The sequence below is a fragment of the uncultured Thiodictyon sp. genome, from assembly GCA_903837595.1.
Taxonomy (GTDB): Bacteria; Pseudomonadota; Gammaproteobacteria; order Chromatiales; family Chromatiaceae; genus Thiodictyon.
On record CAILVI010000556.1, the window covers coordinates 89994 to 102822 of the forward strand.

A 12829-nucleotide genomic window follows, 5' to 3' on the forward strand; every position below is an offset into this window, starting at 1 on the left:
AGCTCCGTTCAAGTAATAGGAAGCGAATCGCGCCTAGGTGCCCGCCGCTGCGGTGCCCGGGTTGCCCTCTGCCGCCTCGGTCCCGGCGGCTGCGGGCTTGATCGGTGCGTGATCGGCATCCGACGGCGGCGACGACTCTGCTTCCACGATCGCATTGCAGGGCATGGCGTCCCCTGGATGGGCGCAGGGAGGGGTCGGTTCGGCGCCTATCGTCATGTCGGCGGCTCCTGCGCGAGGTGGGCCAGTACCTGTTCCAGCCAGGTCAAGGCCCGCTTTTCGAGCCGCTCGGCCTTGGCCTCGGGATCGGTCAGCGTCTGGTCTCTGAGGGTGTGGGCGATCCAGGGATAGAGCGGGTCGGCCCCGCAGCCATGGCCAAAGCTAAAGAATAGCAAGACGACCAACGCCATGCCGCGGGGCGTCGTAAACCGCAGGTTGCGCGCGCCTTCGCCGGCCTTGCGAATCAGCGCGGTGAGCGCCTCGGCTCCGATATAGGCCGCCTTTTCCGGATAGATCAGGGCGATTTCCTCCAGCATGAAAGGCACCAGTTCATGCGGTGCGAAGCGTAGCGTCTGACCCGCCAACGCCTGGATGTTTCGCAGTGCCTTCAAGGTATTGGCATCGGCCGGACCGGCGACCTGGCGCCGATAATCCAGTGTGCGTTCGTAGAGGTCTTGCGCGCGCTGCATCTGGGGGGCTGAGTCGCGGTCACTCAGGATCTCGGCGGCCCAGGGATATTGTGGATCGGTGTCAAAACGACAACCGAACAACAGCATCAACTCCAGATACAAACGCACCGGGCCGCGGGCATCGAAGCCATAGCCGGCCGCCTGCTTGATCCCGAATTCAATGGCGATTCGTAGCCGCTCCGGCCCCACCACTTGGGCTAACGGGGTTGAGAACCCGGTGAGATGCGTGACCATGGCGTCGGCAAACGTTTGCGCGGCTGCCGCGCGCAAGACCTCCATCTGTTCCTGACGAATAACCAGCATCATTGACTCCGCGTGGTGCGCGTCCATGGCCGGCCGGAGCGCCGTGGTACGCTCGGTTGTCGCGCGCGCCCTTCGCCCTGGTTGCCCGTCATGGGATTTGCTCCAGCACCTGCCCCGGGTAGATGATGGAGATGACCCCTGCCCAATTGCACATCAGCTTGGAGGTATCGTCCAGGGCCGGCATGTTGGCGAGCATGACCGTCGGCGCGCCGGGCGCCCAAGGCGCGGCGATCACGGGAATACAGGGCATGGGTGTCAGCACCCCCATGGCGGCCGACGTGGCTGAGGCCACCGTCGGATTGGCCATGCTGGTGCACATCCCGAAGGGCATGATGTTCACCATCGGTACATTGTCCATGATGTTCGCCGCGGGCATGTTGCCGGTCATCATCTGATTCTTTGGCAGCACCACCAGAGAACTGGGTGCCAGGCCGAAGCTACATTGCATCATGGCACCGGAACAGACGTGCATCGGCATGGGTGTCTCCTAGGTCGCGGCGCCGGGTTGCGCGAGGCTCAACGGTTGCTGGCCGAGCCCGGTGTCGGCGACCGTGAAACGGATGATGGTATCGGCGTCCGCGCTTTCTGCATAGAAGGCCGTGACCGGGCCGAACAAGGTGTGCAACTCGTCTGCCTGGCAGGTCGGCAGATAGATGCGCAGCACCCGGGGGTCGTAGTAACGGAAAAAGAGTGGCTGGCCGTTGGGGTCCCAGACTGACAGGAACTGGCGCAAATGCATGCGCAAGGTGCGGAAATCCGCATCCGTGGTGGCCAGTATTCCCCAATGCCGACCCAATCCCTGCATCAGGAACAATTCCAGGAATGCGCAGCCGGCCGGCAATTGCACCAGATAGGGAGCGGCAATGACCAACTCCGGTTCAAGTTCTCCCGGCAGTAAGCAGCAATGTGTCAACCGGTGCTCTGACAACAGCGCCAACAGATTGGGCAGTGCGGCGCCGTCGAGCAAGGCATAGATCTCCTGCTCGCCTGCCAGGCGGTGCTGCAAGGCCTGCACTTGGGTCTGGTCGATCACGTTCTGGCTCCGTTTGGCTCAATTGCAGGTTGCCTTCAAGTTGCGGACTGCACCGCGTTGGTGCGTCGCCCGATGCTCATTTCTTGCAGAATGGTGTCCCGTTTGCGAGCGCGCTCTGTAATGCCGCGGCCGGTACATAGGGGGTGCCCTTGACCTTCGCAAGTTTGGCCGCCGTCTGCTTGGGTGCCGCCCCGGCCTTCGGTGCGGTCGAGACTGCGCCGGCGTCCGCCTTGGCAGCTTCCTTGGGTGCCTGCGGTGCATCCGGGGAGCAGCCGGACCCGGAGCCGGCGGAGCCGCCGCTATTGACCAGCACGGGGGTTCCGGAGATCGTGACCCCGGCCGGACCCACCACGATGAAGCCGCCACCGGCCTTGAGCGTGACGCTCATGCCAGCCTCAATGACCACGTTCATCCCGCCCTTGATGTGCACTTCCTGGCCGGCGTCCAAGCCGTATTTCATCCCGACTTTCTGTTGGAGGTTCATCTCGGCCTTCAGCGAGACGGTGCCCGTGACCTTTTCGTTCTGGTCGCCCTTGACGGTCAGGTGCTTGTCGCCGTTGACCTGTTCGAGTTGATTCGCCTTGACGATCAGGTGGCGGTCGTTGCCGACCCACTCCATCGAATCCTTCTTGACCCGCAGGTCCTGATCTTTTTCGGCGTGGATGAAGAGCTGTTCCGAACCCTTCTTGTCCTCGAGGCGAATCTCGTTGAAGCCGCCGCCCCCTTTGCTGGAACTGCTCTTGAGGGCAGTCATCGTGGCCATGCCGGGCAAACCATAGGGCGGCATACATTCGCCGTTGTAAACGCGCCCGGTGACGATCGGCTGATCGGGGTCCCCTTCCAGGAAGTCCACGATCACCTCTTGGCCGATCCGCGGAATCATCATGCCGCCCCAGCCCTTGCCGGCCCAGACCTGGGCGACCCGGACCCAACACGAACTCTTCTCATCGGCTGTGGCGTAGCGGTCCCAGTGGAATTGCACCTTGACCCGGCCGTACTTATCGGTCCAGATCTCCTCGCCCGACTTGCCGACGACCACGGCGGTCTGGGGACCCTGGACGACGGGCTTGGGCGTCACGCGCTGGGGTCGGTAGGGCTGCGCGGCGTCAATGGCACTGAGGGTGCTGCGAAAGACGGGGACCGCGGCGGCGTGGGCGGAGCGGAAGGCGTCCGATTGCAGGACATAGTCTGCGGCGACGATCAGATATTCGCGGTTCTGGTCGCGGCGTGGATGTTCGGCGAGGGTGAACAGACCGCCACAGGCGAGGCCGCGGGCATCGCTCTTGGCCTGGGCGATGGCGTACCCCACCTGGGTTTCCTCCAGGCGGATGCGGGCATAGCCATTGCCCGCCGATGGTTCGGTGTAATCGCCCTGGTAGTCGAAGACTTCCAGACCGGCGAGTGCGTGTGGTTTGGGGGCGCTGCTGCGGGCGAGTAGGTTCTTGCGCGGGGCGGTGAAGTCGAAGGCGCTGTGGGCAAAGGCCCCGGAGCGCACCGAATTGACCAGGGTCCAATCGTCGATGTGCTCGTGATCGCGCAGCCCGGTCTGTTCCGGGGGGTAAAAGGGCACTGTCGCGTAGCCGGCGGCGGGGGCATGCGCGCTGCGGCTGTCGGCCAGCACCAACTGGTGTCTGCCGTCGCTGTGCTCGTGGAAGTAGTAAATGCCCTCGTGCTCGAGCAACCGACTGACGAAGTGGAGATCACTCTCGCGGTACTGGACGCAGTAGGTCCAGGGTTGATAGCTGCCGGAGAGACGCTCCTCGAAGTCGGTGAAGCCGTGGTTGCGAAAGACCGACTTTACGATGTCAGGAACCGTCTGGTCCTGGAAGATCCGGCAGTCCGCGCGCCGCGACAGGAACCACAGCCAGGGCACCAGGGTGGCGCGATAGCGGGCGATGGTGCCATCGAATCCGCAATGGGCGAAGCGGTTGATGATGCCGTTAAAGTAGCGATCCTGCAGCCCGCTCGCGGGTAGCAACAGGGACACCGTCGCCGGTGTGCCCAGCAGATCGTTGGCGCTGATATCGATCCGCTCGCTGATCAGCTCGAGTTCATACTCGAAGGGCGCGCTTAGTCGCTCCGCGGCCGTCATATCCCGCAGGAACAGCACGTCCGGGCCGAGCGCGGTGTTCACCCTCAGTGTTCGCGTGGCTTGGCTGGCGAGACTGGGCATCTTGGGTGGCCTGGCTGGTAAATGGGGCGAGTATAGCCGGTGCGGCGGTCAAAGGCATCTGTCGGTGTCGCGCCGCCAGCGCTCGCGTGTGCCGGAATTCCTACTGGGAGGGGCGTCCTGCTGACGGTCTCGAAAAGTGGGCATTAACTGAGGCAGCCCCTCGAAAAGATCGCTAAAAACAATATTCTGAAATTTCGGAGCCAGAGCCTCGCCGCGCCGGGTTCGTCGCGGCAGCAGCACAAGGCCTGGAGCTGGCCGTCGATCAGGGCGTTACGGAAACCTTCCGGAACAACCGAGGCCGGTGCAGACCGCGTTGGTTGGCGGCGACGCCTTGCTAACCCTTGAATTGCTCGTATCCCAACTGGTGGATTTTACGCGCGACAATCACCACGGCTTTGATGGCCTTCTGGAACTCACGGCGATCGACTTCGGTCATCCAGCGGTTGTCGAAGTCGAGGTCCTTGGAGATTCCGGCATAGCCGGCGGCATCGTACACGATTGCCCTGAAATCGCCCCGATCATAGGCTTCCCGGGCGGTGATCAGGTCGGCGTGATAGCGCTCCAGATTGGGCAACGCATAGTCTCGCCAAGGAATAGGCGTTCGCCATTCTTCCCAGGATTCCCAATCTTCCGGCGGGTTCCGGAAGAAGTGATCCAGGGCCTCACGGATACAGCGAATGAGCGCGGCGCTGGTCCGCTCATACTCGTTTACCAAGTCCCGATCGATCGATTCATGAACCATCTTACCACCCCGTTGGTATTGGCTTACTGGGAATGACTGTGCCCTCTTCCATCCATATCTGCTCGGCGCCGCCCGGCAGATAATAACCGCCCGATCCCTTCAATTCCTGCCCGGCTGTTTCGCCCCGCCAAACCTTGAGTCCCGGCCCTTCGGGTACTGTGTACTCGACATAACTGCCATTGCTATTCCAGTCCTGCTTGACGGCGTAGTCGCTTCGCCATTGCGTCCTGCTGGACGGCAGCGATTCGGCCCAATATCTACCGGCCGCGTTCGACTTATGATCAATGATGCGATAGATCTTGGTGCCGGGCTTGAGCGTAACAGGCTCCGCGGTGTTGAAGTTGCCGGCATGGTCTTCAGGTAACTCTGGCCAGCCTTCTTTGGTGAGGGCCTGTTTAAGACTTGGTTTAGGACAGCCGTTAACGGGAAGTCCCTGGGCGTCCAGAAGGGGAGAGCGATTTATAGCGGCGAACGGAACTCCCTGGGCGTCCACAATGAACGTGTCCGGTGCATCGGGTGAGCGTTTTCTAGCACCCAACGGAACCCCCTGGGCGTCCAGAATGCTCTTGTCCCGCGCGCCGGGTGCCGCTGTCGATGGCTTACCGGACGCCGGGGCGGCGGCAGCCTCGCCCGCCGGCTTCTTTGTCGGCGAGGCCAATTGCGAGGGTGTCGCCGCGCTCGAGGTCTTGGAGCCGCCGCCGCTCTTGGTCGCGGTCTGGCCTGTCAGCTTGGGGTTACGACTCAGATCGTCCCAGTTCTTCTCAACCCAAGCGGCAAATTCCTCGGAAAGCTTGCTCTTGCGCAACAGCGCGGTCACCTCCGCCACGGAGCCCTGGGCGGTTGCCTGGGCCCCATGATCGAGCACTGAGCGGCCCGCGGCCGCCGCACCGCGGGTCGCGGTCACTGCCCCCTTCTTCATGACATAGGCGAGGATGCCCTGCAAGATCAGGCGAAACAGGATACCCACACACTTGGCCAATTCGGCGGCGGCCTGGTCGACGTCGCGACGCCGGTAGAATGGCTCATGTTCCGCCGCCCGCCAGGCGCGGACAATTCCGGTCCGCAGCGTCCCGCCCAGCTCGCCAAGCCCGCGTCCGATGGATTCAGCCAGGAAGGCCAGGCCCAGCCAGGAAAGGACGGCGGTTCCCGCCTCCAGGCCCAGTTCCCCGCCCACGACCGCACCCGGAGCGGCCCCTACCCCGCCGAAAAAGACGCCGACGGAGGCCCCGGCGGCGGCACCCAAGATCGTCGTCACGCCAAGCACCGCGAGCATTTGTAGCAGTCCCGGAAGCAGTCCGCGGATGAGCAGCTCCAACTGATAGCCGGTTTCTTGATAAACGGCGGTGGGGGCCAGTTTCAGCGCGCCGCCATAGGCGTCCAGGACACCGGCTGCCCGGGCGGCCAAGCTGGCATCTTTGTGGACTTGGTCGGGGCGGACATATCGACCGGCAGGAGAGTCGGGGTGGGGCAACCCGCCCCACACGTTGATCGGGGCTAACCGGGGGCCGGGCAGGCGCGACCCGCCCAGGCCACTGCCGCCGCTGGGTGCCCGAGGATGGCAGCGAAACCCGCTCCACCCCTTGTAGGGATCATATGCATCGCTGGCCAAGCTGAAGTCCTGGTGTCGGCGGTTACCGGTCAGAAAGGCAATTCATCTACCAATTCATCTACCAGTGGGCGGGTATACGGTCGATTTTAGCCGTGACACCAGCGACGCGCAAGCGCGACAAGTTCCGGTCCCCGAGCGGCGCAACAGCCCGGCTCGCAGCGCCCTTGCTCGCCATCATGGCCGAGCCGCGGGTCGGTCTGCGCCCCGGCCGGATCGCGGCCCGGGTGCTGAAACGACGACCGCGCAACTTCCCGCTGCTCATGCAGCCCCGGGCACTGGCGCGGCAGGACGTCCGACTCCACGCGCATCCCAAGAAGGCGCAGTGAAAGGGCACGAAAATGCATCGAGTCACTACGCAAACAGAATGAGTTACATGGAGCATCCGCTTAAATCAGTGCCATTCGGGCCAGATCCCTTTTCGACTTCCCGTTACTTGTCCGCCGGCGATCCTGGGCATCAGAAGCTATCGCCGTGCGCCCGCCGACGGCCAATTGAACTTCAGTCTAGACCATAGCTGCGGTTTTTCAAGGTAACCCGCAAAATTCTCTTGCGCCGTCCTCTTCCCCGGCACAGAGGGCCTGGCACAGGGGTGACACCGCCGCAGCGGTGTCACCAGCGCGGGGCAGGAGAGGGCACTCAGGCGTCGAAGCTGTAGGTGAACCCCGCCTCAGCGACCCCGATGGCAATCCGCCCGATGGTCTTGCCCTCCATGGTGCGGTTCAAGATCTCCCGGCTGATGGCGGGCAAGACCGTGTTAGTCAGTATGGCATCGACCACTCGAGCCCCGCTCTCGACCTCCGCACAGCGCTTGGCGATCAGTTCCACCACCGCCTCGTCATAGCTGAGCACGGCGCGGTGATTGTCGGCAATACGCCGCACGATACGGTCGAGCTGGAGCCGGATGATGGTCCCCAGTATCTCGTCGCTCAACGGGTAATAGGGGATGGTGACGATGCGCCCCAGGAGTGCCGGCGGGAAGGTCTTGAGCAGTGGGGCGCGCAGGGCCTGGGCGAGTCCCTCCATATCCGGCAGCAACTCCGGGTCCTTGCACATGCTCATGACCAGATCGGTGCCGGCATTGGTGGTGAGCAGGATGACCGTGTTGTGGAAGTCGATATAGCGGCCCTCGGCGTCCTCCATCCAGCCCTTGTCGAAGACCTGGAAGAAGATCTCATGCACATCGGGGTGGGCCTTTTCCACCTCGTCGAGCAGCACCACGCTATAGGGCTTGCGGCGCACGGCCTCGGTGAGGATGCCGCCCTCGCCATAGCCGATATAGCCGGGGGGCGCGCCTTTGAGGGTGGAGACGGTATGGGCCTCCTGGAACTCGCTCATGTTGATGGTGATGATGTTCTGCTCGCCGCCGTAGAGGGCTTCGGCGAGTGCCAGCCCGGTCTCGGTCTTGCCCACGCCGGATGGTCCGGCGAGCATGAAGACACCGATCGGCTTGTTGGGGTTGTCGAGCCGGGCGCGCGAGGTCTGGATGCGCGCGGCGATGGCCTCTAGGGCATGGCGCTGGCCGACGACCCGCTTGTTGAGAGTCTCGGCGAGATTCAGCACCGCCTTCACCTCGTCCTTGACCATGCGGCCGACCGGGATGCCGGTCCAGTCCGCGACCACCGAGGCGATGGCCTGGGCGTCGACGCTCGGCAGGATCAGGGGGCTTTCGCCTTGCAGGGTGGCAAGCTCGGTCTGGAGTGCACGCAGCTTCTCCAGGGTGGCGGCGCGCTCGGCGTCGGTCAGGGCAGGTGCGGCGGGCTCCCCCCCTCCCCGACCCTCCCCCACCAGGGGGGCGGGGGCGATTTGGTCGGCGGCCTGCTCCAGCGCGCTCCCGGTCCCTTCCACCGGTGCGGCGTTGCCGCGCAGTTGTGCTCGCAGGTCCAGGATCTGCGCCACGACCCCCTTTTCCGCGTCCCAGCGGGCGGTGAGTCCCACCAGCCGCTCCCGTTCGGCGGCGATCTGCTCGCTGGCCGCGCGCTCGCGCTCGGCGGTGTCGACGCCCACCGCGGACTCGCGGCCGATGATGCCGAGCTCAGTCGTCAGTGCCTCGATCCGGCGCCGGCAGTCCTCCACCTCGGCCGGCTCGGACGACTGGCTGATGGCGACCCGCGCGCAGGCGGTATCGAGCAGGCTCACCGCCTTGTCCGGGAGCTGGCGGGCGGGGATGTAGCGGTGGGAGAGGCGCACCGCCGCCTCCAGGCCCTCGTCCAAGAGTTGGACCTTGTGGTGGTTCTCCAGCGTCGAGGCGATGCCCCGCAGCATGAGGATCGCCTTCTCCTCGCTCGGCTCATCCACCTGCACGACCTGGAAGCGGCGGGTCAGTGCCGGGTCCTTCTCGATATATTTCTTGTATTCGGCCCAGGTGGTGGCGGCGACCGTGCGCAGGGTCCCGCGGGCGAGCGCGGGCTTGAGCAGGTTGGCGGCGTCGCCGGTGCCGGCGCTGCCGCCGGCGCCGATCAGGGTATGGGCCTCGTCGATGAAGAGGATGATGGGCTTGGGTGACGCCTGGACCTCCTCGATCACCTGGCGCAGCCGGTTCTCGAACTCGCCCTTCATGCTGGCACCGGCCTGGAGCAGGCCGACGTCGAGCGTGCGCAGCGACACCTCTTTGAGCGGCGGGGGCACGTCCCCGGCGGCGATGCGCAGGGCAAAGCCTTCGACCACGGCGGTCTTGCCGACGCCGGCCTCGCCGGTGAGGATGGGATTGTTCTGGCGGCGGCGCATGAGGATGTCAATCAACTGGCGGATCTCATCGTCGCGCCCGACGATGGGGTCGAGTTCCCCCTTTCGGGCGCGCTCGGTCAGGTCCACTGAGAACTGCTTGAGCGCCTCCTGCTTGCCCATCTGGGCCGGGGCCATGGCGTCGCTCGCCTCCCCCGGGGCCGCGCCGCCGCCCAGGTGGAAGCCATCGGTCGCCGTCATGCGCTCCTCCGGGGAGCCGGAGACGATCGCGGCGAAGCCGTCGGTGAGATCGTCGATCTTAATCTTGTCGAATTGGCGGGAGATGCCGAGCAACCCGGTGCGCAGGCCCTTGGTCTTCACGATACCCACCAGCAGGTGTCCGGTGCGCACCTGGGACTCGCCGAAGAGCAGCGTGCTGTAGGTCCAGGCGCGTTCCACCACCTCCTCGACGTCGGAGGAGAGGTCAGAGATGGAGCGCGAGCCGCGCGGTAGTCGGTCCAGGGCCTCGGTGAAGTCGCGCGCCAGCCCCGCCGGGTCGAGTTGGAAGCGGCGGATGATGCGGTGCAGGTCCGAGTCCTGGAGCTGGAGTATCTGATTGAACCAATGCACCAGTTCCACATAGGGATTGCCGCGCATCTTGCAGAAGACGGTGGCGCTCTCGATGGCCTTATAGGCGAGCGGATTGAGCTTGCCGAAGAGGGCGGTGCGGCTGATCTCGGTCATGGGCGGGCTCCTGGGCACTGGTGTTGGACGTTAGTCCGGGTATCGGTCGGTATAGCAGAATCGCTGTCTGTAAGGCCTTGAGGCTACGGCACTGTGCCGACCTGGTCAGCGCCGCGCCTGGCCTCGGGCCGCTCGCGGTTCGGGTCGAGCTTCAGATCATCCCCATCCCGCCCCAACGCTCCGCTCGCGAGCCAGGTGGTCCAGCCCAGTCGCTGGCCCGCACCCAAGCGCAACCGCGGGACCTCGGCGGCGGCCAGCACCGGGCTCAGGTCCCACTCGAGCGCGTCGCCCGTATAGTTGCGGACCGTCGATTTCACCCGTGCCAGGGTCGCGTTACCGGGCAGCAGGCTCAGGTAATCGGTGAGTCGGACCGGGCCGATGCGCACGCGGAATTTAGACTGGTGATTCCAGACCCGGGCGCCCAGCGTCGTCGTCATGCCTAGGGCTCCGGTTTCTGGAGTCTCCCCCAGACGTAGTCGGCAGTCCGGGGGCAGCACCAGCCAGCGTCCGACGAACTCCTCAATGCGCACCGGCAAGGCCAGCAGGTGCCGCAGGATGGAGCCGAGCCCCTCCGGATGGCGGGTCTGGCAGGAAAGATGGCCGGCATAATGGCGTTTGGCCAGATCCGGCATGGCATCGCGGGCCTGGAAGGCCGACATGGCGTTGCCGCTGAGACTCGCGAGATAGGTGCCGAACCGGTCCTGGTCCGGGCGGTCGAAACTGACCGCCGGTTGCGCCTGGGCCCAGGCCCGGTAGAGCAGGGAGAGCATCCGGTGATGGAAGATGTCCAGAAAACGCGCGAAGGTCGTGTCCCCGTCGTCGCGCTCGCGTTCCCGCGCGTATTCAGTCAGATGCAGGGGCAGGGCGCCGTTCGGTCCAAGCAGGCCGAGGAAATAGACCTGCAGGCGTGGCGCGCGCCCGGCCACTGACTGCTGCAGGGTGGCCAACTCCGCCGGGGCGAAGCGCATCGACGGCCGCTGGCCGAGGCGTACCGGGTCGTCGGCGGGTCGGACCGTCGCGCCGATGCGCGGAAGTCCCGGTTGCAGGCAGTCGAGCCGGCGCAGCGTCTGCAAGAACCCGAAGTCCCAGGGGGCCGCGGTGAGTTCGGCGAATAAGGCGGCGCGCGCGCGCTCCCGGTCGGCGACCGATGTGGCGGGCGCCGTCACAGGGCCGGGCGGCAGCCGATGGTCGCTGGCCATCGCATGATCTCCCCGCGGCCGGTTCTTAACACGGTCTCAGTGAAGGCGTTGATGGTGCAGTAGCGGGCAAAAAACCGCGCCAACACGGCACCCAGCAGGAAGGCGCCGGTGCCCTCGAAGGCCGTCTCGTCGCACTGCAACGTGATCTCCAGTCCCCGGCCATAGGTGACGGGGCGCACCCCAGGCATCCGCCGCACGATGGGGCGCGACGACACCTGCCGGACGCCTTCGATTTGTTTGCGCACGTCGGCGTCGGTCAGATCCCCGTAGAGCCCTAGCAGTTCCCTCAGCGCCTCCGCACCTTGGCCGCCGTCGCTGTCGGCAATCGACAGATAGTTGAGTGAGAGGTGGCTGATCAGGCGCCAGGCGGTGTCCCCATGGGCGTGGGAGGGGCGTGGCGGGGTCGGTCCGCTGCGTACGCGTACGCCGCGCACCGGCGCCCCGGATTCCAGCGTGAAGTCGGTCTGGCCGGTCCCGACCGGCATGTGCAGCGGCAGGTCGCGATTGGTGCACAATCCGCTCACCCCCAGCTGTCGCAACTCGGCGGCCCAGGGGGCCGCAGCCGTGTCGGCCAGATTGACGAAGACCTCGCTGCCCACATAGCTGGAGCGTGCCCCTTGGCGCTGCTGGCGCGATGACAGGCGCCGCGGCAGGCGATGGACGCTGTAATAGGCGGGTTTGTCGCCCCCCGGGTCCAGGTTGGCGGGGGCGTAGAAGGGGCGGAACTCGCGTGCCTCCGTGGTGTTGGTCCCGAAGCCTGTCACGCTGTCGACCCGGTAGACCTCGAAGTCCAGCGGGCGGGTGCGGTCCGGGATCAGGTGATATTCGGGGCCGGTCGCATTCAGGTGGATGCGGTCGAAGCGCTTGGGAAAGAGGTTGATTGCCGGGCAACAGTGCAGGCCGAAGTTGGCCGCGTCGAGCACCCGCTCCAGGGCCGGTGCCGGCTGGCCCAGGAGCAGGATCAGGTCGACCTCGGTGGCGGCAATGCGCTGTAAGACCGTTCCCAGGCCGTCGATGGCGAGGAAGAGGTACCGATGCGGAAAGGCGAAATACTCGTGGAGGTTGCGATAGCCCTGGAAGGATGCGGGGGCATAGGGCAGCAGCGCCTCATCTTGCTCGAAGCCCAGTGGCCGCAGTGCGGCGGCCGGCAGCGTTTCGATCCAGGGCACGGGCCGCGCGGTGGGCTGAACCAGAACGGCGACCGTGTCGCCCAAGAGCCGCGCATAGATCTCAAAGGGCAATTGGTCTGCGCCCTGCAGGAATAGCACCAGTTGGAATCGCTCCGGGTGGCCCGGGGCGAGTTGGGCGAAGGTCAGATTGGCCGTGGTGCGCAGGCGCAGCCGAATCCCTGCCTTACTGCGCTTGAGTGCCGGTAGGTCCGACCGGGCAACCGGCCCCGTATGACTGAAATACTCGGCCGCAGTCAGTTCCATCGGCCAGAGCCGCACCGGATGGGCGGTGCGGTACTCGCACGCGGTTTGTGCGTCTTTGGCCAGGGCGCCGCGCAATACCGTGTCGCGGGGGATGTCGAAGCCCTCGGCGAGCGCACCCTGGTCCAGGTCCGGCTGCAGCTCCACCACCGCCATTGAGGGGGTGGGCGCCAGGTAGTGCGGATAGACCATCTCCAGGAAGTGCTGGGTGAAGGCGGGAAATTCGGCGTCGATCTTGAGCTGGACCCG

Annotated in this window: 11 protein-coding genes; 1 reads left to right on the forward strand and 10 read right to left on the reverse strand. The window is 65.3% G+C overall.

The window, feature by feature from the left end:
* Nucleotides 1–33: 33 nt before the first annotated feature.
* The 7 genes from QZY44_RS33960 to QZY44_RS33990 all read right to left on the reverse strand — a co-directional run bounded on the left by QZY44_RS33960 (nt 34) and on the right by QZY44_RS33990 (nt 6342).
* Nucleotides 34–216 (reverse strand): hypothetical protein, encoded by a 183-nt coding sequence (locus QZY44_RS33960; RefSeq protein ID WP_295458287.1) that lies wholly within the window; start codon nt 214–216, stop codon nt 34–36.
* Entirely contained in the window at nt 213–989 is a 777-nt protein-coding gene (locus tag QZY44_RS33965) for a hypothetical protein (RefSeq protein WP_295458291.1), read from the reverse strand. Before QZY44_RS33965 ends, QZY44_RS33960 begins: the two co-directional genes overlap by 4 nt.
* 88 nt (nt 990–1077) lie before the next feature.
* A complete protein-coding gene (locus tag QZY44_RS33970) occupies nt 1078–1467 on the reverse strand; it encodes a DUF4280 domain-containing protein (protein ID WP_295458293.1) in 390 nt (129 codons plus the stop codon).
* Nucleotides 1468–1476: 9 nt separating this feature from the next.
* Nucleotides 1477–2022 (reverse strand): DUF4123 domain-containing protein, encoded by a 546-nt coding sequence (locus QZY44_RS33975; RefSeq protein WP_295458296.1) that lies wholly within the window; start codon nt 2020–2022, stop codon nt 1477–1479.
* Nucleotides 2023–2098: 76 nt separating this feature from the next.
* On the reverse strand, nt 2099–4156 hold the full coding sequence (gene tssI, locus QZY44_RS33980; RefSeq protein ID WP_295458299.1) for a type VI secretion system tip protein VgrG: 2058 nt from the start codon (nt 4154–4156) through the stop codon (nt 2099–2101).
* 373 nt (nt 4157–4529) lie between these two features.
* Nucleotides 4530–4937, reverse strand: coding sequence for a hypothetical protein (locus QZY44_RS33985; RefSeq protein WP_295458302.1), 408 nt, complete (start codon nt 4935–4937; stop codon nt 4530–4532).
* Nucleotide 4938: 1 nt separating this feature from the next.
* Nucleotides 4939–6342 carry a DUF6861 domain-containing protein gene (locus QZY44_RS33990; RefSeq protein WP_295458305.1) on the reverse strand — a complete coding sequence of 468 codons (1404 nt, stop codon included), beginning with the start codon at nt 6340–6342 and terminating at the stop codon, nt 4939–4941.
* Nucleotides 6343–6638: 296 nt separating this feature from the next.
* Here QZY44_RS33990 and QZY44_RS33995 point away from each other — a divergent pair, with 296 nt between their 5' ends.
* Nucleotides 6639–6872 carry a hypothetical protein gene (locus QZY44_RS33995; RefSeq protein ID WP_295458308.1) on the forward strand — a complete coding sequence of 78 codons (234 nt, stop codon included), beginning with the start codon at nt 6639–6641 and terminating at the stop codon, nt 6870–6872.
* Nucleotides 6873–7182: 310 nt separating this feature from the next.
* Here QZY44_RS33995 and tssH read toward each other — a convergent pair whose 3' ends face one another.
* From tssH to tssF, 3 genes are all read right to left on the reverse strand, one after another.
* On the reverse strand, nt 7183–9951 hold the full coding sequence (gene tssH / locus QZY44_RS34000; RefSeq protein WP_295458311.1) for a type VI secretion system ATPase TssH: 2769 nt from the start codon (nt 9949–9951) through the stop codon (nt 7183–7185).
* 83 nt (nt 9952–10034) lie between these two features.
* Nucleotides 10035–11150 carry a type VI secretion system baseplate subunit TssG gene (tssG, locus tag QZY44_RS34005; RefSeq protein WP_295458314.1) on the reverse strand — a complete coding sequence of 372 codons (1116 nt, stop codon included), beginning with the start codon at nt 11148–11150 and terminating at the stop codon, nt 10035–10037.
* A partial coding sequence (gene tssF / locus QZY44_RS34010; protein WP_295458317.1) for a type VI secretion system baseplate subunit TssF occupies nt 11114–12829 on the reverse strand: 1716 nt, incomplete at its 5' end. The genes tssF and tssG, both read right to left, overlap by 37 nt.

What these genes read in the sequence shown, in the direction of transcription:
- QZY44_RS33960 (WP_295458287.1), bottom strand. Translation starts at nt 216, where the DNA reads ATGACGATAGGCGCCGAACCGACCCCTCCCTGCGCCCATCCAGGGGAC.
- QZY44_RS33965 (WP_295458291.1), bottom strand. Translation starts at nt 989, where the DNA reads ATGCTGGTTATTCGTCAGGAACAGATGGAGGTCTTGCGCGCGGCAGCC.
- QZY44_RS33970 (WP_295458293.1), bottom strand. Translation starts at nt 1,467, where the DNA reads ATGCCGATGCACGTCTGTTCCGGTGCCATGATGCAATGTAGCTTCGGC.
- QZY44_RS33985 (WP_295458302.1), bottom strand. Translation starts at nt 4,937, where the DNA reads ATGGTTCATGAATCGATCGATCGGGACTTGGTAAACGAGTATGAGCGG.
- tssH (WP_295458311.1), bottom strand. Translation starts at nt 9,951, where the DNA reads ATGACCGAGATCAGCCGCACCGCCCTCTTCGGCAAGCTCAATCCGCTC.
- tssG (WP_295458314.1), bottom strand. Translation starts at nt 11,150, where the DNA reads ATGGCCAGCGACCATCGGCTGCCGCCCGGCCCTGTGACGGCGCCCGCC.